Source organism: Bradyrhizobium zhengyangense (assembly GCF_022012555.1).
In the GTDB taxonomy this organism is placed as follows: Bacteria; Pseudomonadota; Alphaproteobacteria; order Rhizobiales; family Xanthobacteraceae; genus Bradyrhizobium; species Bradyrhizobium zhengyangense.
This window is the reverse complement of record NZ_JAKLTZ010000017.1, coordinates 47,009-67,879: the sequence shown is the minus strand read 5'-3', so window position 1 is coordinate 67,879 and position 20,871 is coordinate 47,009. Positions and strand designations below refer to the sequence as shown.

The 20,871-nt window shown below is 58.2% G+C and carries 21 protein-coding genes; 4 read left to right on the top strand and 17 right to left on the bottom strand.

Going from position 1 to position 20,871, the window contains the following annotated elements; all coding sequences use genetic code 11:
• Positions 1–8: 8 nt before the first annotated feature.
• From L6639_RS36140 to L6639_RS36125, 4 genes are read right to left on the bottom strand one after another with little or no spacing between them, the layout of a single operon-like run.
• Complete coding sequence (locus L6639_RS36140) at positions 9–827, bottom strand: ABC transporter permease (RefSeq protein ID WP_164933836.1); 819 nt, start codon at positions 825–827, stop codon at positions 9–11.
• 40 nt (positions 828–867) lie between these two features.
• Positions 868–1,674 (bottom strand): ABC transporter ATP-binding protein, encoded by an 807-nt coding sequence (locus L6639_RS36135; RefSeq protein ID WP_164933835.1) that lies wholly within the window; start codon positions 1,672–1,674, stop codon positions 868–870.
• A gap of 16 nt (positions 1,675–1,690) precedes the next feature.
• Positions 1,691–2,323 carry a thiamine pyrophosphate-dependent enzyme gene (locus tag L6639_RS36130; protein WP_206733166.1) on the bottom strand — a complete coding sequence of 211 codons (633 nt, stop codon included), beginning with the start codon at positions 2,321–2,323 and terminating at the stop codon, positions 1,691–1,693.
• Positions 2,324–2,328: 5 nt separating this feature from the next.
• On the bottom strand, positions 2,329–2,886 hold the full coding sequence (locus L6639_RS36125) for a phosphonopyruvate decarboxylase (RefSeq protein ID WP_232995587.1): 558 nt from the start codon (positions 2,884–2,886) through the stop codon (positions 2,329–2,331).
• Positions 2,887–3,178: 292 nt separating this feature from the next.
• Between L6639_RS36125 and L6639_RS36120 the strand changes: the two genes are divergently transcribed.
• Both L6639_RS36120 and L6639_RS36115 read left to right on the top strand, forming a co-directional pair.
• On the top strand, positions 3,179–4,627 hold the full coding sequence (locus tag L6639_RS36120) for an aldehyde dehydrogenase (RefSeq protein WP_128929662.1): 1,449 nt from the start codon (positions 3,179–3,181) through the stop codon (positions 4,625–4,627).
• A 153-nt stretch (positions 4,628–4,780) separates the two neighbouring features.
• A complete protein-coding gene (locus L6639_RS36115) occupies positions 4,781–6,040 on the top strand; it encodes a Glu/Leu/Phe/Val family dehydrogenase (RefSeq protein ID WP_128929663.1) in 1,260 nt (419 codons plus the stop codon).
• A gap of 198 nt (positions 6,041–6,238) precedes the next feature.
• Here L6639_RS36115 and L6639_RS36110 read toward each other — a convergent pair whose 3' ends face one another.
• Positions 6,239–7,174 (bottom strand): LysR substrate-binding domain-containing protein, encoded by a 936-nt coding sequence (locus tag L6639_RS36110; protein ID WP_128929664.1) that lies wholly within the window; start codon positions 7,172–7,174, stop codon positions 6,239–6,241.
• Positions 7,175–7,266: 92 nt separating this feature from the next.
• Here L6639_RS36110 and L6639_RS36105 point away from each other — a divergent pair, with 92 nt between their 5' ends.
• Together L6639_RS36105 and L6639_RS36100 are read left to right on the top strand one after the other, a co-directional pair.
• Positions 7,267–8,115 carry an HTD2 family dehydratase gene (locus L6639_RS36105; RefSeq protein ID WP_128929665.1) on the top strand — a complete coding sequence of 283 codons (849 nt, stop codon included), beginning with the start codon at positions 7,267–7,269 and terminating at the stop codon, positions 8,113–8,115.
• Between the two features lie 13 nt (positions 8,116–8,128).
• The gene (locus L6639_RS36100) at positions 8,129–9,280 is read left to right on the top strand and encodes a CaiB/BaiF CoA transferase family protein (RefSeq protein ID WP_128929666.1); all 1,152 of its coding nucleotides are present in this window, start codon (positions 8,129–8,131) and stop codon (positions 9,278–9,280) included.
• 137 nt (positions 9,281–9,417) lie between these two features.
• Here L6639_RS36100 and L6639_RS36095 read toward each other — a convergent pair whose 3' ends face one another.
• The 12 genes from L6639_RS36095 to L6639_RS36040 form a co-directional block, all read right to left on the bottom strand.
• Positions 9,418–10,782 (bottom strand): acetyl-CoA carboxylase biotin carboxylase subunit, encoded by a 1,365-nt coding sequence (locus L6639_RS36095; RefSeq protein WP_128929667.1) that lies wholly within the window; start codon positions 10,780–10,782, stop codon positions 9,418–9,420.
• Positions 10,782–11,549 (bottom strand): LamB/YcsF family protein, encoded by a 768-nt coding sequence (locus L6639_RS36090; RefSeq protein WP_128929668.1) that lies wholly within the window; start codon positions 11,547–11,549, stop codon positions 10,782–10,784. The genes L6639_RS36095 and L6639_RS36090 overlap by 1 nt, the downstream gene beginning before the upstream one ends.
• A gap of 28 nt (positions 11,550–11,577) precedes the next feature.
• Positions 11,578–11,991, bottom strand: a complete 414-nt coding sequence (locus L6639_RS36085; RefSeq protein ID WP_128929669.1) for an acetyl-CoA carboxylase biotin carboxyl carrier protein — start codon at positions 11,989–11,991, stop codon at positions 11,578–11,580.
• Positions 11,988–12,992: a 5-oxoprolinase subunit C family protein gene (locus L6639_RS36080; protein ID WP_128929670.1), complete on the bottom strand. Its 1,005-nt coding sequence runs from the start codon at positions 12,990–12,992 to the stop codon at positions 11,988–11,990. The genes L6639_RS36085 and L6639_RS36080 overlap by 4 nt, the downstream gene beginning before the upstream one ends.
• Entirely contained in the window at positions 12,989–13,693 is a 705-nt protein-coding gene (locus L6639_RS36075; protein ID WP_128929671.1) for a 5-oxoprolinase subunit B family protein, read from the bottom strand. The genes L6639_RS36080 and L6639_RS36075 overlap by 4 nt, the downstream gene beginning before the upstream one ends.
• A complete protein-coding gene (locus L6639_RS36070; protein ID WP_164933834.1) occupies positions 13,690–14,166 on the bottom strand; it encodes an acetyl-CoA carboxylase biotin carboxyl carrier protein in 477 nt (158 codons plus the stop codon). Before L6639_RS36070 ends, L6639_RS36075 begins: the two co-directional genes overlap by 4 nt.
• 257 nt (positions 14,167–14,423) lie before the next feature.
• Positions 14,424–15,224, bottom strand: a complete 801-nt coding sequence (locus L6639_RS36065; protein WP_128929673.1) for an ABC transporter permease — start codon at positions 15,222–15,224, stop codon at positions 14,424–14,426.
• A 9-nt stretch (positions 15,225–15,233) separates the two neighbouring features.
• On the bottom strand, positions 15,234–16,130 hold the full coding sequence (locus tag L6639_RS36060; protein WP_206733165.1) for an ABC transporter permease: 897 nt from the start codon (positions 16,128–16,130) through the stop codon (positions 15,234–15,236).
• 26 nt (positions 16,131–16,156) lie between these two features.
• Positions 16,157–17,203: an extracellular solute-binding protein gene (locus tag L6639_RS36055; protein WP_164933833.1), complete on the bottom strand. Its 1,047-nt coding sequence runs from the start codon at positions 17,201–17,203 to the stop codon at positions 16,157–16,159.
• Entirely contained in the window at positions 17,200–18,357 is a 1,158-nt protein-coding gene (locus L6639_RS36050) for an ABC transporter ATP-binding protein (RefSeq protein WP_128929675.1), read from the bottom strand. The genes L6639_RS36055 and L6639_RS36050 overlap by 4 nt, the downstream gene beginning before the upstream one ends.
• Complete coding sequence (locus L6639_RS36045; protein WP_128929676.1) at positions 18,350–19,111, bottom strand: maleate cis-trans isomerase family protein; 762 nt, start codon at positions 19,109–19,111, stop codon at positions 18,350–18,352. The genes L6639_RS36050 and L6639_RS36045 overlap by 8 nt, the downstream gene beginning before the upstream one ends.
• 317 nt (positions 19,112–19,428) lie before the next feature.
• A complete protein-coding gene (locus L6639_RS36040) occupies positions 19,429–20,664 on the bottom strand; it encodes a pyridoxal phosphate-dependent aminotransferase (RefSeq protein ID WP_128929677.1) in 1,236 nt (411 codons plus the stop codon).
• Between the last annotated feature and the right edge of the window lie 207 nt (positions 20,665–20,871).

The window sequence follows — 20,871 nt, the reverse complement described above, 5'->3', positions numbered from 1 at the left end:
ACCTGCAATCAGCCCCACGCCATTGACTGAAGAGCTCGGGTCACCGTCCTGACGATGCTTCTAAGGCTTATGCCGATTGCGGCCGTGAGAGCGAGGACCGCATAAACGGCCGCTATGTCGCCCGTGAACGACTTTTGTTGAATGACCTGCCCCAGACCTGCGGCTCCGCCGACCAGTTCGGCAGCGATTGCTCCGAGCAAAGCCAGCACGATGGCCACATCGAGAGAAGGCACGATGAAAGCCATCGCGAAGGGCAGCCTCAATTTGCGAAGTTCTTGTAGCCGCGTCGCCTTCATCGATCGCAGCAGATCGATCATGTCCGAGTTCACTTCAGTGAATCCGGCAAGTGTAGCGGTGAATACCGGAAAGAAGGCGAGTAGAGCCGAAATGATGACCTTCGGTCCTATGCCGTATCCGAACCAGGCTATCAGCAAGGGAGCGATAGCGATCTTCGGGAACGTCTGAACAGCAATGACGTAGGGATAGCCGGCACGCCGCAGGAGCCCCGAATATGCGAACGTCGCCCCCAGAGTGATGGCGACGACCGTTCCAAACAGGAAGCCAAGTACGGTTTCGTTGAATGTCACGAGGATGTCGTTCAGGAAGCGTCCGCCGACCACGCCTTCGTAGAGCGCGCCCGCTACCAGAGCTGGGCTCGGGAGGATCAGAGCGGACACAAGTCGATATTGGGACGAGAGTTGCCAGATAGCGAGAAGCAGCAGCGCAATGCCGAGCGCTAGCAGTGCTGCTCCGAATTTTCGGCCCCCCTCTAGGATCGAGGGGACTGAGCCGATCTCGGATTCGCTTCTCACGGCCTGGCTGGACACTTGCATTCTCCGTTTACAACATCGAACGATAGGTCCCGAGTCACAAATGAAGCCTATCGAAGGCATCCCGGGCTCTCGCCACCTCCCGGAAAAATTCTTGCTTCTTCCGGAGTGAGGCGTCCCTCACAGCGGGAAAGCCCTGCGCTTCGATGATGCTGTCTAAGCGCCCGGGTCTTGGGGCCATCACTCCGATGCGATCAGACAGAAAGACCGCTTCGGATATGTTGTGCGTGACGAAGATGATGGTCTTTTGCGCGCTCTTTTGCAGACCCATCAGTTCATCGTTCAGGCGCTCACGCGTGAATTCGTCGAGCGCGCTGAAGGGCTCGTCCATGGCCAGGATTTCGGGATCTGTGATCAACGCCCGAGCTATCGCCGCTCGTTGTTGCATGCCGCCGGATAACTCGTCTGGCGAGCGATTTTTGAAAGCGGCAATTCCCATCATCTCAAGCAGGCGATCGGCCCGCGATCTCGCCTCTTGCATCGAGCATGATTTCGTCACCTCGACGGGAAGGAGAAGATTCTGAAGAACCGTTCGCCAGGGTAGAAGCGTGGACTTCTGGAAGACCATACCGATCCGTGAATCCGGTCCGGTCACTTGCGTGCCATTTATGAAAACGCCACCTGTCGTGGGGGTGGTGAGGCCGGCGATGATGCGGAGCAAGGTTGTCTTGCCGCATCCCGACGGTCCGATGAAGCTGAAGAACTCGCCCTTCCGGATCGTGAGGGAAAGCGGCTTGAGCGCCACGGTCTGTTCCGAAGCGCCGAGCGCGAAGATCTTCGATACATCGCGAACGTCGATGCCGGTAGCCGACGGCGCGGCGTCTTCGCTGCGTGCCGTCGGCACTTCGCGCCTCTTCGACTCAGCCGCCCGCACGAGCTGCATCCGCCAAAGCAGCCTTGAAACGGACGCGGCACACGGCCGGATCCAGAGTTCGCTTAAACTTCGGCGGATCGGTGGGCTTGACCCGCATCAAGATGAAGACGGCATCTTCAGATTCCCGCAGCAACTTGCTGCCTTTCGGTAGCTCGGCTGCTGTACCGATAGTCAGGGTGCGCCTGATGCCGGACCCGACGGCGATCTTCTCAAGGTCTACGCCCAAACTCGTATGGCTGCGCTGGTAGCCGGTTTCGCCGTAGTGACCGTTGTCGACACAAACGATTCTCAAGTTGGGAGGATTGCGGACGCCGATGGTGGCCAGGGACCCGACGTTCATCAGCAACTCTCCGTCACCGCAAAAGGCGATGACGGTACGATCGGGACGAGCGAGAGCGAGACCCAACCCCATCATCGTCGCCGCCCCCATGGCCCCTCCGAGACCATAGGCGGACGGACCATCGTTCACCAGCGAAGTCACATCGCGCGCGGTGCCAGCCAAGCCCGCGATGAACAGGAACTCCTTGTGACCTCCCACTAACGCTGGAACGGCCTCACGTCGATCAAGGACGTAGCGCTCGTCGAACTCCGGATTGCCAACATTTGCTTTCATGATCATGCCCCCTAGAACGCCTTCGCGCCGATGAGTTTTTGAGTGAGGAGGACCGCAACTGCCTCGCCGCCTTGGAAGGCCATCGTGATGGCAGCCGAGACGACAGGCACGACGTCCTCAGGCCGGTCTACACGCAGACATCGAACCGACATCGCTTCCAGGACCGGCTCGACGGCCCTCCCCATCGGCATCTGCCAGGGATTACCCTCGCCGAAATCTCCGCGCATACTCAGGAGCGTCAAGAAAGGGAAGCGTCCGCCCGCTATCAGGGAGAGAAGGTTGACGCAATTACCCGCGCCGCTGCTCTGCATAAGCAGCACGCCACGGGCGCCGCCCAACTCGGCACCCGCCATCATCGCGACACCTTCTTCTTCGGTTGTAAGCGCGATCGACTCGACCTCGGCATCTGCGAGCGACTCGTTGATGAGAACGGTGTGGCCGGCATCCGGGACGTAGGCAAACTGCGTGAAGTTGTTTCGTCGGAGCAGGTCGTACAACTCATATTGCCAGCCCGCCCGGGCGGCTTCCTTCGCCTTAACGCGGCTCTCTGCGTGCACAGCTGCTGACAATGAACGATCCTCCTTGTATCTCCGACCAACCCGGCAACCGGGACGACGTCGTAGTGATTGCTACGATCAGTGAGCCGGAGACGTCAAGGCGAGATCGACAGCCGGTCGCTTCCCGCGCTGCACCAAACCACGGCCGTCGCGACAAATTTACTCGAAGTCCCCGAAGCTTACGCGCAGGACAAGCCTCCTCTTTCATTTTGATCATACTTCCATAACAGCTGCTGTCGTTGCCCATGCTGCTACCTCGATCTATTGAGCTGCTTGTTGCGAACGCTCAAACGGAGGAGATGGAATGCAGCACTTCGAGATGGTGATCGGAGGAAAAAAGCGCGCGTCAAAGAGCCAACGGCGATTGGAAACACAGAACCCTTTTACATCAGAGACCTGGGCGACTGTCCCGCAAGCCGATGCTTCCGACGTGAACGACGCAGTCGACTCCGCACACAGGTCATTCGTCGAAGGACCTTGGCCTCGGCTGACCGGAAAGCAGCGAGGGGTTATTCTTCACCGGGTTGGAGATCTCGTGCTGAAGAACATCGAGAGCCTGGCGCGATGGGAGATCCGCGACAACGGAAAGACTATTTCCGAAATGCGGACCCAAATGCAGACGATGGCGCAGTGGTATCACTACTACGCCGGCCTTGCCGACAAGGTCCACAGCTCCGTTATCCCCGTCGATCCGGAGAATTATTTCAACTACACACGATACGAGCCGATCGGCGTCGTCGCCGCGATCACTCCGTGGAATTCGCCGTTGAGACTTCTTTCCTGGAAGATTGCCCCGGCCCTCGCCGCCGGCAACACGGTGGTCGTCAAGCCATCAGAATTCACATCCACATCGACACTGTTGTTCGTGGATCTGCTCGAAGAGGCTGGAGTGCCGCCCGGCGTCGTGAATGTTCTTACCGGCTACGGCTCCGAGATCGGACCCGCGCTGGTCCAGCACCCACTAGTCGCCAAGATCTCCTTCACTGGTGGTGTCGACGCCGGTCGCAAAGTCTACGAGCTCGCCGCTCGCCACCTCAAACCGGTAGCCCTGGAACTGGGCGGGAAATCGCCTAACATCATTTTCGAGGACGCCGATCTGGATGCTGCGGCAGCCGGTGCCGTCGGAGGTATTTTCTCCTCGACCGGGCAAACATGTGTCGCGGGCTCCCGCCTACTCGTTCAAGAGACGGTGCTTGAACAGATCCTTGAAAAGCTGGTCCGGCGTGGAAGCGGCATGCGGCTGGGCGACCCGTTGGATCCAGCGACCGACATCGGCCCTGTCGCGACGGAACAGCAATTCCGCAAGATACTTTCGATGATTGACACAGCCAGCTCGGAGGGCGCGCGGCTAGTGCTTGGCGGCAAGCGATCCCACGCCCCGGAATGCGGCAAGGGATGGTTCGTCGAACCGACGATCTATGCCGATGTGAAGAACACGATGACGATTTCCCAGCAGGAAGTCTTTGGTCCCGTTCTTTCTGTTATCGCGTTCAAGGATGAAGAGGATGCGATCCGCACGGCTAATGCGACCAACTTCGGCTTAGCCGGGGGATTCTGGACCAAGGACGTAAGTCGCGCTCACCGCGTCGCAGCCCGACTCCAGGCCGGAACGGTCTGGATCAACATGTATCGGAAGACTGATCCTGCCGTTCCCTTTGGTGGTTACAAGACATCCGGCTTGGGGCGTGAAAGTGGGATCGACGCGATGAAGGATTTCCTTCAGACGAAGAGCGTGTGGCTCCGATTGCAGTAGACATCCCGCTGCTATTTCGGGCCTGCGTGCTTGCACGCCCGCAAGTTCTCACGTGATCGCCGGCGCTGCGAGACAGCCGCGCGTCCTCCATCCGCTCGCGGGCGCTTAGTCGATTGCTCCCGGGCCGTCGCTTATTGATAAATCGGAGCCAAAATGAGCATCTATAGTGGGCCCGTCTTCGAGATGGCTTCACGACAGTTCACCGTGATTGCCGATCATCTGGCAATTCCCATCGACGAACGCAGCCGCTTGCTTCTTCCCAAGCGCGCCATCTCGGTTTCTTGCCCCATCCATTGTGATGACGGGTCGATCTCCGTATTCGAGGGCTATCGAGTCCAGCATCACCTTACACTCGGGCCGACCAAGGGAGGAACGCGCTTTGCCGCTAGTGTTGATATCGGCGAAGTCGCCGCCCTCGCGATTTGGATGAGCTGGAAATGCGCACTGGTCGGACTACCCTATGGCGGCGCGAAGGGCGGTATTCGTGTCGATCCAGCGAAGATTTCCCACCGAGAGCTTGAGGCGCTCTCGCGCCGCTATATGCAGGAGATGATTCCGTTCGTGGGTCCGCACGTCGACGTCATGGCTCCCGATATGGGCACCAACGAGCAAGTGATGGCGTGGTTCATGGACACGTATTCCATGTACCAGGGGCGTACCGTAACGGAGATCGTAACCGGCAAGCCTGTTGGCGCGGGAGGCACCTTAGGGCGTCGGGAGGCGACAGGACGCGGCGTCGCCCATCTGGCCAAACGAGTTTTGAAGGATCTGTCGATCGACTGGTCGACGGCGACCGCGGTGGTTCAAGGCTTCGGCAACGTCGGCTCGTACGCGGCACTGGAGTTGAGCAGGAGCGGCGTCAAGATAGTAGGTGTCGGCGACCACACGGGCGCATTTTACGACCGTGCAGGCCTCAACGTCACACAGTTGATCCGTCATGCGGCGAGGCACGGAAGTCTGTCTGATTATCACGAAGCGCCCCGTCTCGATCCAGCCGAGCTCCTGCAGCTTCCTTGCGACGTCCTTGTGCCAGCAGCCATGGAGCGGGTGATCGATGATCGCGTGGCGCGGGATCTGCGATGTCGCGTGCTTGCTGAGGGCGCCAACGGCCCGACCACTCCGGAGGCTGATCTGGTCCTAGAGAGGCGCCGCAACGAGATATTCCTCATACCGGATATTCTCTGTAACTCGGGCGGCGTGATCGTGAGTTATTTCGAGTGGCTTCAAGACCTCCAGCAATTGTTCTGGGAAGAAGAAGAGGTTATGCGGAGGGAATATCAGATCCTCGATCGCGCATTCAACGATATGGTTACCCGCGCCGCTCGTGACAACGTCTCTCATCGAACCGCCGCCATGGCCATAGGTGTCGAACGAGTGCGGGCAGCGAAAACGACCCGAGGGCTTTTCCCATAATAAGCTCACCATTCTTCGCTAACGGCGAGCGGCACTCTGCCCATCCTCATCTCACGAAAATGCCGAGACCTTTGAAGGCCTCGGCGAGTCAGGGAGGAAACGCCTCATGCGAGGCCGAGATCTAAAGCGCACGCGGCGAACTCTTTGTAAACTCGTTTCTGCCGAAAGCCGCCCTCGCGGTGGGCGAACACTGGCTGATTATGTCCGCAGGGGGCCGGCATCTCCGCCGATTTCGGCGAATCGAGACCTAGTAGACCTCGCTATGTCCGCTATTAGTCTCTGCACCAGATCTGATACGGGACGATCGACCGGGAGGCAGACCACAAGATTGCGTTGGGCCCAGTTATCCGACAACTCGACAGCCCGCGCTCCTGCGTCCTTCACCGAAGAAGAGATGACGCTTACTGGGACGACGGCAACGCCGGCGCCCGCAGCCACCATGCGGCAAACACTTTCAAACCCTCGCAAACGTATGCGGATGACCAGCTCTCGACCGAGCCTTCGCGCATGATCGGCGAGATATGTCTGAATGGATGCCTGCTCATCTAGGCCGATGAAGTGCTCGTTCAACACCTCGGCGAACCCTATTGAGGTGTAGTCGGCGAGCCAATGCCCCGGAGGAACCAGTACGACAAGGCGGTCCACTCCGAATGGCTCCGTTCGCAGCCCTTCAAACTGCGCATTCTCGGCGGCAATTCCGAGGTCTGCTTCACCCGCTCTTACCGCCACCGCGATGAGATCCGACGTCTGCTCCTGGAGATCGACCGTCACGTCGGGATGCCGGGCGAGATAGCTCGCCAAGACATCCGGAAGGAAGCTTGCGATGGCATTCGAATTGGCCCGCATCCGTATCAGGCCCCGTTCGCGCTTTCTCCACGATCGGACCGCCCCGCTCAGCCGCTCTGCCTGCATAAGTATGCTGCGGGCGTGCCCGGCGAACTCCAGTCCCGCTGAGGTCGGTCGTGTCCCTTTGACCGTACGCTCGAACAACTGCAGGCCAGCCCGCTCCTCTAGCGATTTCATGCGTTCGGACAGCGCAGAAACAGAGAGGTTGGCATGTCTGGCTGCCGCGGCAAGCCCACCTCTGTCCACGACGAGCACAAGCAGCCGCAGATCCACCAGATCGAAATGCATGCCTTTCTCCAACTCCGAATGCTGTTGCTGGATAATACGACTGTTGGTCCACCAGCGATATCCAATAGGTTCGACCAGAACGAGAGGTCTAGATGGTTGACGGACACGACTACCAGGAATGGATCGGGCGCACAGTAACCCAGGAAGACATGGTGACAGCCAGTCCGATTGAGCGTCTGGATGCGACCCTCGAAACCGACCACCAGCTCTATTCAACGGGGGTTGCGCTGCCTCCGCTGGCCCACTGGTTGTATTTTCTACCTAACGAACGGCAATCGACATTAGGGCCTGACGGGCATCCCAAGCGCGGGGGCTTTCTTCCTCCCATCCATGACCTTCCCCGGCGGATGTGGGCGGGCAGCAGGCTCACCTTTAAGAGCCCGCTGCGCGTGGGCATGCATGTCAAGCGGACATCGACGATCGAAAGCGTGACGTCCAAACAAGGTACGACCGGCCCTCTGGTGTTCGTCACGGTAGGGCACGCCGTCCACGACGAGAACGGCCATCTACTTCTGACGGACCATCACGACATTGTCTATCGAGATGTCACAGCGCCCGCCGACAGAGCGAGATCAACTGCACCGAAAGGACCATGGCATCGCAGCATCGTGCCGGATACCGTCATGCTGTTTCGCTATTCGGCTCTCACGTTCAACGGCCATCGTATTCACTATGACCGAACGTACGTCTTTGCGGTGGAAGGTTATCCAGGCCTGATCGTCCATGGTCCGCTCATTGCTACTCTCCTGATCGATCTCGTTAGGCGCAGTCTCCCTTCCTCAGTGGTGGTGAAGGCATATTCCTTCCGCGCGGTGTCGCCGCTTTTCGACGGCAGCGAACTTCATCTGAATGGCAGTCCGCCGGACGAAACCGGAAAAATCCTGCTGTGGGCCACGAACGATCGGGACGAGCTTATCATGAAGGCGGAAGCTACAATCTAAGGTCGGAGGTGTCGTGACGCGGCCACTGGACGGGGTATTGGTCATCGCAATCGAGCAGGCAATCGCGGCTCCCTATTGCACGCGTCAGCTTGCCGACCTCGGCGCCCGAGTCATAAAGATCGAACGGCCCGATGGTGGCGACTTTGCTCGGGCCTATGATACGCGTGCGCGTGGTCTTGCCAGTCATTTCGTCTGGACCAATCGGTCGAAAGAGAGCGTCACCTTCGACCTGAAACGGCCGGGAGCGTTGGAAGCCGTGCAACGGCTCATCGCGCACGCAGACGTGTTTGTGCAAAATCTTGCTCCAGGGGCAGCTGCCCGCCTAGGGCTCGCCGATGGCGTGCTGCGCTCCACATACAAGCAGCTGATTACTTGCAACATATCTGGATACGGTCCGAATGGGCCGTGGGAGAAGCGCAAAGCATACGATCTACTGATTCAGGCGGAGGCCGGCTTTTTGTCAACGACCGGCACGCCGGACGCCGTTGCAAAGGCCGGCATCTCGATTGCTGACATCGCTGCGGGCACAATGGCTTTTCAGGGCATTTTGGCCTGCTTGCTGCGTCGAGCCAAAAGCGGACAGGGCGATCATGTCGAAGTCTCGATGCTGGAGGCCATGGTGGAATGGATGGGATATCCGCTTTACTATGCGATGGACGGAGCACAACCTCCGGCTCGGGCGGGAGCTGGCCATGCCACGATCTTCCCATATGGGCCCTACGAAACTGCTGATGGCATGGTACTTTTCGGACTTCAAAATGATCGCGAGTGGGCCGCGTTCACGACGATCGTCTTACAACGGCCCGAGTGGGCCAGCGAAGCACGCTTTAAGGGCAATGCGGGCCGGATGAAAGAGCGAGCTGAGATCGATGCCGTCATCTGTGACACGTTCCGCAAGCTGCCGTCGAACGAAGCCATCTCGCGCCTCGAGACCGCCGGGATCGGTACGGCTCGCGTGAATGACATGTCCGCCGTGTGGGATCATCCGCAACTGCGCAGCCGCAAGCGCTGGGCTTATATCGAAACCCCGGCGGGCCCGATGCCATCTTTGCGACCAATTAGCGGTGAGTCCTGGCAGCCGCGTATGGACCCGGTGCCGTCCCTCGGACAACATACCGAGGCCGTCTTGAAGGAATTCGGTCTGACCGAGTTCCGCGAGAGCTGATATCTTCCTGGGACCCGAGCCCGAAGTCATCGACTCGATCGGACGCGATCTCGCACTGCACGAATTCGCCCAAGGCTGCCCGCCTTTGATGCGTGCTCGATTGCACATTAGGTTCGACGGGCCGTCGCCTATCACGCTCACCGTCGATCGGACGAGGCGCGCCGTCGAAGGATGTCTTCCAAGGAGTGGATGCTAAGGCGCGCGTCCCGAAAGGACGCGTCCTTCAATACCACCGAGTGAAGCTCGGTGTTCAACCGGATACCCTCTGCGCGCAGGTCTGCCAAGGCCGAAAGCATGCGCTCGATACACTCCGAACGATCCTCGCCCCTAGCGATCACCTTGGCTATCAAGGAGTCGTAGTGTGAAGGGACTTCCGAACCTGCCACGATATGGGTATCGACCCGAATTCCCGGTCCGCCCGGAGCCAGCCAGCTCTCAACACGACCAGGAGAAGGAATGCCGTCGAAAGGATGTTCCGCATTGATCCGGCACTCAATAGCATGGCCTCTGCAGGTGACCTCGGATTGACGAAGTCCGAGCGGCTCGCCCAATGCCACCCGAATCTGCTCGCGCACGATATCGATGCCGCTGGTTTCCTCGGTTATTGGATGTTCGACCTGTATGCGCGTATTCATCTCGATGAAAGCGAATATCCCGTCCTGGTAGAGAAATTCGAAGGTGCCTACGCCGCGATAGCCGATCGCCCGGCAAGCGGCTACACAGCGCTCCCCAAGTTCGGCGATATTGGCCTCAGGCACGCCTGGCGGCGGCGCCTCTTCAATTAATTTCTGGTGGCGGCGCTGCATCGAGCAGTCGCGGGCGCCGAGCCATACTCCCTCGCCTCCCCCATCGCAGATGACCTGGATCTCGACGTGCCTCGGGTGCTCCAAAAATTTCTCCAGGTAGATCGTCGGATTGGCAAATGCCCGCCTCGCCTCCTCCCGCGTGGCTCCGATCGCTTGGTGGAGACTTGCGCTGTCTCGTACGATCCGCATGCCGCGACCGCCGCCGCCGCCCGCCGCCTTAATGATAAGAGGGTACCCAACCTCGGTCGCACACGCTTGGCAGAGCTGCGGATCATCGGGAAGCGCGCCATGACTTCCCGCAACGCAAGGCACGCCGAGCTCGCGCATTTTCGCCTTCGCGGCGATCTTATCCCCCATTAGCCGGACAACATCGGAGGTCGGACCAATGAAGATGAGCCCAGCGCCTTCGACCGCTTCCGCGAAGTCTCCGTTCTCCGACAAGAACCCGTATCCGGGGTGAATTGCGTCGGCACCAACGGCGGCTGCTGCGAGCATCACCGCCCCAATATCCAGATAGCTCGTATCTGCCGCCGCGCCGCCGATGCAGACCGCTCGATCGGCAAGAGCAAGGTAAGCCGCCCCTCGATCTGCCTCGGAGCAGACAGCGATTGTTCGCAGCCCCAGCGTCCGACACGCGCGAATGATCCGGAGCGCTATCTCGCCTCGATTAGCGATCAATATGGACCGCACCGACATTACGCCGCAAGCTCCGTTAGCGGAACGATACGTCCTCCGCCGTCTTCGACCACCGTCCTTACGGCTCTCGCGATTTCCACAGCGCCCGGAGTATCGCTATGGACCAGGACACATTTTGCGTCGACCTTGATCCGCTTTCCCGACACGGACGTGATAGTCCCGTCATCGAGGAACTGGCTCATTCTCCTCGCAACCTCGGTCAGATCGGTGATAAGTGCGCCCGGATGTCGCCGATTAACCAAGCGAGCCTCGTCGTCGTATGCCCGGTCAGCAAAGATCTTGCCTACCACCCGCAATCCGAGCGACTTCGCGAATGTGCCTGCGTGACTCTTGACCGAAGCCGCGATGATCAGATCCCTGTCGAACGCCGCGAACACTTCGAGAATCTTCTCGATATATTCCTTGTTTTCCTGTGCCATCTGGCCCAGGGCGCCATGGGTCCCCGCGTGGGTAACCTTGTAGCCATTGACCTTCGCGATAGCAGAAAGCGCACCCAGTTGATAAAGCGCATGCTTCTGCATGTCACGCGGATCGATCTTCATCGGGATACGCCCGAAACCGAGTATGTCCGGCAGCCCGACATGTGCGCCGAGAGCTACGCCGTTCTCTTTCGCTGCCTCGACCATGCGCGTCATGATGACCGCATCGCCCGCGTGAAAGCCGCAAGCGACGTTCGCTGATGAGACCAGCTTCATCAGCGCCTCGTCGTCTCCCATCCTCCAACGGCCAAGGCCTTCGCCAAGATCAGAATTGAGATCAATCTCCATGGGTGCTCCTTTCGGCAGGACCTTCGTTTCAGCCCGATGCCATTATGCGGTATAGCGTCGTTCCGTATTCGACGTCGCTCTCACTGCGGCAGACCTGCTCGATCACACGACCGGCGACGGGCGCGATCACCGGCCTGAAGATTGGTCCGATAGCGATCACCCCGAGCAAGTCACCTTCTTGAACGTGATCTCCTACGGTCGTCGCCTCTCCCAACGGGTGTCTATTCGAGAACCTACCCACAGCAGGAGCCCGAACGAACGTGGCTGCGTCGGTCCGCTCGACGCCAGCCAGCTCTAGCGCTCTCGTCCCCACCATTTTGCGGTTGTGCCGGCCCAGAGAGAGGCGGATCGAACTCTCTCCGCGTTGCGCCTCCAACTCTTTCACGCCTGCCCGTTTCATTTGGGCGATCAACTCCGCTAATTCCCAAGACTCGATGCTCATGGGAGCTTCGCTCGCGGGGAACACCTACAAAACTTTGCCAACCGTCGGATCTCCTCGATGTAGCTGCGCGTCACCCTCTCGACATCGCGAGCTTCGGCGAAGCTGCACCGAACGAAGTGAAGACACTGGCCTGGCCTTGCTTGCCCAATCCGCCAAAGATCGGGCTCGATGACGACACCAATCTTCGGGTAACCGCCCGCAGAGTTACCGTCCGCCAGTTGTATCACCGGATCACCGGAAGGCGGCACCTGAATGACGCCAGGTACGATCGGGTGCGACCTCATTTCCACGTCATGCGTCCGGCACAGTGTCGCGCCCGTAAGATGATAGCCCATCCGGCTGCTTTTCGTGGAAATCGTCCAAGGTGTGGTCCAAAAGGCGGTTTTGGAGGATTCGTCGAACAGGTCGTACTCCGATGCCGTAATGACGCGGAGGATGACTCCCCCCGGGCTGCTGCCCGCCCACGTCGCCGACGGCAGCTCAGACAAGGCTGGACTGGCGCCATATCCTCCTAAATCCCGCAGAGTGACCGGAGCGGCGTGCCCTACCTCCAATTGGTCTCCGGCCTTAAGCGAGCGCCCTTCAAAGCCGCCGAAGCCATCGCGCAGCTGCGTACTGCGAGATCCGAGTATTACGGGAACTTCGACGCCACCGGCGATCGCCAAATACGTCCGCAAACCGTCCACCGGCTCGGACACCACAAGCTTTTGGCCGCCGCGAGCCGGCGTCACCCACCAAGGAAGTACCGCCACGCCATCGAGCTTTGCACGAGCTGTCGCGCCTGTAAGCACAAAAAGAGTGTCAGAATGAAACTTCACCGCGAACGGATACAATTGCAGTTCGATGGCGGCCGCGTTCTCCTCGTTTCCCAAAAGCGCATTGGCCGCCGCCAAGGCCACGTGATCCATCGCCCCGGATCGTCCAATCCCAAATCCTCGAAAGCCGACACGGCCGTCATCCTGCACGGAGTTGAGCGGCGGAGTCTGAACAACCTCAATCATCTCTCTATGCGCTCCACGCGGAAGCGAATTCGATCACCGACATCGAGAAGATTTGGCGGATTGCGACTTAGATCAAACGGCACCGGCGCCTCCGGTACGTGCCCGATGACGTACCAGCCGGTCGGAAACGTCGGTGGCCCACCGGCGCCGCGAGGATTTCCAAGATTTGATTGCCCGCCCCCGATCGTCACATTTCCCCCAAACGGACGCACCACGGGCACCTTTCTTCGAGGTGTGAAGAGACGTGGGTCTAAACCGAAGAGATAGCCGAATCCCGGCGTCGTGGAGGGCGCGAACACGACATATTCCGGAGTGGAATGCAGCTTTACGACGGTCTCCGGATCGATACCGTGATGAGCAGCCAGTTCACCAAGGTCCATGCCGCGATCGCCTCCATAAACGACACCAACCTCAAGAAGCTTCCCTTGTGGACCGCCCGGTTCAACTTTCCTCCAGCTCTCCAGAAGTCTCGATGCAAGTGCTTCCGGATCGGCCTTCGAAGAGTCGAACAGGACGAGAAGATTATTCATACCGACTTGAGTATCGACAACCACGTCCCATTGACCGACCTGCTTGCTAAGAGTCCAGATACGCTCCTGTGTGGGTAGACACATCGGCCCCTCCGCATCGAACAAGAGCGCCGCACTTCCGCACAAGCTCACCTGCGGGTTTGCAAACTCTATCGGCCTGGAAGGCTTCATGTCGCTTCGCCATCGCTACTGGTATTGCTATTGCACTTCACCTTGAACAATGGCCGTTCGGCCTGCACTTCCACTCCGTTTTCCACCAATATTTGCTCGATTACACCGGCTGTCGGAGCGAGCAGTGGAGTGAAGAGCTTCATCGCTTCGATGATGCCGACCTGCTGACCTGTGGAGATCCGGCTTCCAACTACTACGAAAGGTTCGGCACCCGGCGCGGGCGCGCGATGGAAAATGCCCTGCATTGAAGCGCAGACGAACGACGTCGTTTCGTCGACGGCTTCGTTCGACACGGTCGCATCAACTGGCGGATCGGAAGGCGCCGCCCCATGCATTTCCTGCCTACCCTGTGCGGCCGCAAACATCGTGATCTTTACGCGCAAGTCTCCGTCGGATGCTTCCAGCTCCTCGACCCCTGATCCATGCATCAAGCCAATGAGCTTTGAGATCATCTTGAAGTCTTCGCTTTTCATGGCTCCTTTTCGTCTCCAAGACTCATCTTCTTGCGTCGCAAACGTCGAAGCCATTCAGCCATCGATCCTCGATGGAGCTGCGTGCCAGCCATATGCTGGGCAACACTAAAAACAGTTCGCCAAAACAACGCCAATAACAAAAGTACCTACTTTCATGCATATGATGCATATAGCCCCGGCTGACGGCAGCTTCTTTTTTCCGCCGTCAAGCACCTCCTGTCGGAAGAGACCGGACGCCTTCTACACAGCAGCCGTTGCTATCGCCGGCCTGGCCCTCCCTCGGCCTCAGCAAACGCCTCCAAGCCAACCAACCTCTGCACAGCGATCAGTACAAAGACGGTTGCTCCGATCAACATCGTCGAAATTGCCGATATAATCGGACTTGCGTCCTCCTGTATCGCGGCAAAAATCTTGACTGGCAGAGTTGTGGCGTCGGGTCCGATTAGGAAGAGCGTCACGGTCGACTCGTCGAACGAAATGATAAAACTGAAGATGAGTGCCGTGACAATGCCCGGCCGCATCAGTGGAAGAATAACCTTGAAGAACATCACGACGGGCGTCGCGCCCAGATTCATCGCCGCCTCCTCGACATCCTTCTCAAGGCTCCGCATGTTGTTCAGGATCGGTCGATAAGCGAAGGGTAACGCTAGGATTGTATGGGCCAGCACAATGCCGCTATACGTTCCATTCCAGCCGAGCGATCCGATCACGGTCAGCATCACGACACCCATTGCGGCGTGCGGCAATACCAGCGGCACCAAAATCATGAACTCGAATGATGCGCGGCCCCAAAAATGGCGGCGCGCGGTCACCAATGCGGTTGTCAGCGCTAGGGCAGTGCTCGCCACCGCGACAACAAAAGCAATGACGACGCTGTCGGCCGCCGTTAAAATCCACTCGTCGCTACTGAAGAATTGACTGTACCACTTCAGTGAAGGCTGGCTGAGCGGAACTTCGATGAATCCCGACTCGAAGAATGAGGACAGCACCACGACCACAATCGGTGCGAGCAAAAAGGCGAGCACTAGGACGGCGACTATGCGGCAAGCGACTTTCATCCTACCTCCCTAAGAGGCCGCACTTTTCTTCGCACGAGCCTCGAGTAGCTGCAGAGGCAGCACGACCGCCAGGGCAGCGACGCAAAGAATCATCGCTAGCGCCGCGGCCTTCGGAAAATTGAAGAGTTGAAAGACATCTTGATAAATTTGCGCACCAAGCATCTTGTCACGCATGCTGCCGAGCAACAGAGGAGTGACCACCGATCCCATTGACATCAGAAACACGATGATGCTGCCCGTCACGATCCCAGGAAAGCTCAACGGCAACAGTACCCTGCGGAACGTTTCAAACGGTCCCGCGCCGAGACTGGCTGCCGCCTCCTCCAGTGATTTGTCCAGCCGGATCAGAACTGTCACTATCGCAAGGATCATGAAGGGTGAGAATACATGAACCAGCCCGATCACGATGGCGGTCGGACTGAACAGGATTTCTAATGGACCCGCGATCAGGCCTGATGACATCAACGCCTGGCTAATGACCCCTTTCTTGCCCAGGATCACTATCCAGCCGTACGTTCGCACGACGACGCTTACCAACCAGGGCATCATCAGAATGATGAGAAAGATGTCGCGCCTTCCCGGATATCGCGCGATCCAGTAGGCAGTGGGATAGCTTATCAGGAGCGAAATCGAGGTCGTGAGACCGGCCAACCAAATCGTTCGATAAAGAGTCTCAATGTAATCTTTACGCGCCAAGACTGCCTGGTATTGCGCGAAGCTCAATTCGTTGTTCGACGTGAACGAGCCGACCACGAGTGAGATGACACCGATCGCCAGAAGCATCAACGGTACGCTAGTTGGAACGAGAAGAAGAAATTGGGAGTCGACTTTTACCGGCCGCGCCTTGAACAACATTCCGCTGCCGCTGTGCCGCCGGGTCGTCCTCTCAGTTCCGACATCCGTCATTGACCCGCCGCTTTCCAATTTATTGCTTACTTGACCTGAGAGTAGATTTGTTCGACCAAATTGACCCGCTTCTCCTGGTTCGCGGCAAGCACCGAACAGTCTGGCTGGTAAAGTTTCGAACGCAACGATTGCGGCGAACCAACCTCCTTGAGCTGTTCCTGGCTAAGCGCGGCAGTTTGATTGAGCGGTAGGAAGCCAGACGCATCAAGCATGGCCAATTCTGGTGCTGGCCTTAAAGCATAGTTTATCCAGGCTTTCACGGCGTCCAGATTCTTCGCGCCTTTCGGCACGATCAAGAAATATGACAGCAGCAATCCTCCTTCGGAGGGTATTGTGATATCGACGTTCTTTACACCGGAAGCCCGCATGGTCCAGACGCGGCTCGAATAGTAGGCTCCCGCCGTGACCTCTCCGCGCGACAGCAGGGCATTCATCTGAGCAGTGGAGTTCGTGACAGTCAGAGCATTACGCGCGATCGACGTAAGCAGAGGAATGCCGGGCTGAATGTTGTTTTCGTCGCCCCCTCCGACTTTCGCAAAGAGAACCAAATCATTGGGAGCAGCATAGATCGGCCGGGCGATAGCGACTTTATCCTTGAATTTCGGGTCGGCCAATGCCCGCCAGGACTCGAAGTCTGACGCTTTTGCCTGATCGCTGTTGAATGCGGCCCCGTAATACTGAAAGTAGATGCCGAAAGCGTAAACTTCGCCGTTCTGGTCTATCAGATAGGACGACTTCTCGAAATTAGCCAGTTCGGGGAAGTCTTCCTTCTTAAAGCTTTCCAGCAATCCATCCTTTTGGAGATTTGCGGCGTTGTAGCAGGTGCCCAGTGCGACGTTGAACTGAGGTTTTCTCGCTTGGGCTCTTAACGTCGGCTCCGGATCCGACCAGTCGCGGATCTTGACCACGATACCGGACGACGCGGAGAACGGCTTGCCGACTTTCTCTCGCCACATCTCGCTGTTGCCTCCTCCCCAGGTGCCCATGACAACTTCTCCGTCGGCGGCGCACGCAACCGTCGTCGAAAGGCTGAACAAGCTCAGGGCCATCAATAGACCGGCAGCGTGCTTCACTTCCGCACCTCCTTGTTCGCGAAAACGATGGCGTCCTCCAAATCCCATGCCAACTTGACCTGAGTTCCCGGAAGCAGGCCTTGCTGCTGCACATGCCGGGCCGTCGTATCCACCACCACGACCTTGTCGTCGACCACAACGCTTTGACGGACGGTCGCGCCCATATAGATGTTCGCCACGATCTGGCCGACCATAAGACAACTGTTACCCCACACTTCGCGTCCCACACGTACGTTCTCGGGACGAATCGATATCGCGACTTCTGCGCCGATTTTCATCTCTGGAGTTGCCACTATCAGAGCGTCGGCCGAGACCTCGCTCAGGTGCAGACTCGCACCGTTTTTCTCGAGAGACTGCACGTGGCCGACGAAGATGTTGATATCCCCGAGGAAGCCTCCGACGAATGCATTCTTCGGGTTCTCGTAGACCTCACGCGCGCTGCCCAATTGTTCGAGCTTTCCATGATTGAAAACGGCTATCCGATCCGACAGGATCATCGCCTCTTCCTGATCATGAGTCACGAATACGAATGTTGTGCCGACTTGGTGCTGGATACGCTTCAATTCGATCTGCATCTGGCGGCGCAGCTTGAAGTCCAGTGCACCGAAGGGCTCATCCAGCAGGAGAACGGACGGGCCAGTGACCAGCGCGCGCGCCAGGGCCACGCGTTGACGTTGACCGCCCGATATCTGTTGTATCCGACGTCGTCCGAGCTCGCTCAGATCCACCAACGCGAGCGCCTCGCGTACTCTTGCTACGATTTCGTCGCGTTTGACCTTTTTCACCGCCAGCCCGAAGGCGATGTTCTCCTCGACAGTAAGGTGCGGAAATAGCGCCAAACCTTGGAAGACCAAGCCGACGGGACGCCGATAAGGCGCAACGCCCGTCATCACATGGCCGCCGATCTTGATTGATCCCGCGTCCGGCTGCTCGAACCCCGCGATCATGCGCAAGGTCGTTGATTTACCGCAGCCTGACGGTCCCAAAAATGTCAAAAATTCGCCCTGCTTGACCGTCAATGACAAGTTGTCGACGATCGAGTTATCTCCAAATCGTTTCGACACTTCGATGATTTCGAGCGCGGCCACTCTATCCGCGTCGGAATCGATCGAGCATGCTGGCGGTTCGACGATCCTGACGGCGCGGTTAGGCATTGCTCAACTCGAATACCGGTGCTTCTTGTGGCCGCCGCTCCTTGAACAGGCGGCCTACCCCCGTTGAGGTGACATCGATCTTCATCCTTCGGAGTGCCGCCCAAAGAGAGGCTTGGTTCGAGGTGACAACCGGCAGGTTCAATTCCCTTTCCAATCGGTCGATTTGATCCATCACCAGCAAATTGGTGCAACTGACAAACACGGCGTCACACCTTGAAATGACCTCACGGCTTGAGAGCACCTTGGAGGCAACGTCCGCCGACGAGATGGTCAGGATCTGTCGTCCATCTGCGCAAAAGAAGGAATCGACGGCCTCCACGCCGAAGCCATAGTGCTGCAGAAAGAGGGCCTCTTCCTTGTTGATTAGATCCGGATAGGGAGTGAGCATGAATACTCTGGTCGCCCGAACGGCCTTCAAGGCTTCGATGACGGCTGTTGAAGTGGTGACAGCGGGAATTCCGGTCAACATCGTGATGCGGTCGGCTAGCTTGGCTTCGTTGCCTAGCCCCTCTAGGAAGCTGGCACTCGTACATCCGTAAACTATCACCTCCGGATTCGCCTGTGCGAGATCCGAGGCCGCTCGATCCAACGAGTTGGCCATAGCGAGCTGCGCTTCCTTCGCTATAGCGGTGCCGGGTTTGGTGAGCCTGTTGTGATTGAGCTTGACATTGGGAGGAACGTAGGACGGTAGCTCGGTTTCCATAGCCACATTTATCGGCGGCGCGAGGATACCTATCCGTCGAATGGCGGCCATTACTTCCTCCCTTGTCGATCGCTTTGAGGCTAGCCATTTGGTAGTATTATTTCAAGCTACCAAATACCTCGACTTTCGTGGAGGCGGTTTTGCAAGACCAGCTCAGCGGCCAGCTCGATGAGTTGATCTTGGCGGTTCGCCCGTTTGGCCGCGATACAGAACGCTGGTTAGAGAGCTCATGCGGCCCTGGAGCAATGATGACATCATGTCGCAGATCTCCATTTCGCATCACGGACCCGATGAACCGCAAAACGATATGAGCTGCTCGAATGTGGTCCGACATCGCTCCACACGTATTGTCAGGGCAGCGAGCTGCATCAACTCAGTCGACTGCATGCCCGGGCTATGCGGACACAGGCCTCCTTTAAGGTTTCGTCCGCAGTAGCATATGAGATTCTGAAGTGGGGCGATAAGCCATAGGCCGCTCCGTGCACCACCGCCACCCCTTCGGCATCGAGGAGATACTTGCAAAAGTCCTTGTCATCGGCAAGGACGGTTCCGTCCGGGGTCCGCTTTCCGATCAGGTCGCGGCAGGAGGGGAAGACGTAAAAGGCGCCGGACGGCTTGTCGCAAGCCAACCCGGGCACGGACGCGAGTCCTTCCAGAACCAGATTGCGCCGTCGTTGATATTTCTCTGCTCGCTCTCGAAGCCCCTCTTGCGGCCCGTTCAAAGCCTCGACGGCCGCAGCTTGGCTGATGGACGATGGATTGGCCGTGGCCTGAGATTGCAATTTCGCCATTTGGGATATCAACTTCGCCGGACCCGCGGCATAACCGATGCGCCAACCCGTCATACAATAGGCCTTCGAGACGCCATTGACGACCAGGGTTCGCTCCGCGACGGACTGATCGATCGCCGCCGGCGTACAATATTCGAGCCCGTCATAGACAAGATGCTCGTATATGTCGTCGCTAAGGAGCCAGACGTGCGGATTTCTTCGCAATACATCGATGATTGGCTCCAGCTCCCTGCGCGTGTATACGGCCCCCGTGGGATTAGAAGGCGAGTTCAAGAGGAGCCACCGAGTCCTCGACGTGATCGCACGTTCCAAATCGATCGGATCGAGCTTGAAGTTCCTCGCCGCCGGGCAAGCGACGATTTTGGGTACCCCACCGAAGAACGACACCATTTCCGGGTACGACACCCAGTACGGAGCCGGGATGATGACCTCGTCTCCGTGATCCAACGTCGCCGCCAACGCATTGAATAAGATTTGTTTGGCGCCGTTGGCGACCGAAATTTGACTGACCTTGTAGGAGAGGCCGTTCTCACGCGCGAATTTCTTCGCAATTGTCTCTTTCAGGACTGCCGTACCATCCGTGTTGGTATACTTCGTCTCGCCCCTCTTCATGGCGGCGAGCGCAGCCTGCACGACATTATCGGGTGTGTCGAAGTCGGGTTCACCCTGGGTCAGATTGAGAATTGTTCGCCCCTGAGCCTGCAATTCCCGCACTCGCTGGGCCGCAGCACCACTCTGCGACGGTTGAATTCGATTCACGCGTGCGGCAAACTCGGAGCGGTTGGACGCAGACGCGGCGTCGAAGACTGTCATTGGTAGTTCCTCTCGTCGTTGTCATCTGCCGGATGTGCAGCAGGCCATTCGCGAGCCGATTTCGATTTCAAACCTATCGGCGCAGGAGCGGCCCCCTCATCGATATCGTCCGGATGCACAGGTAATCGCGTCCGTAAAACGGTCCGCACACGCTGGATCAGATTTGCCGGTCTCTCGATCTCGTATGTGCAGAACACCGTTCGCAAT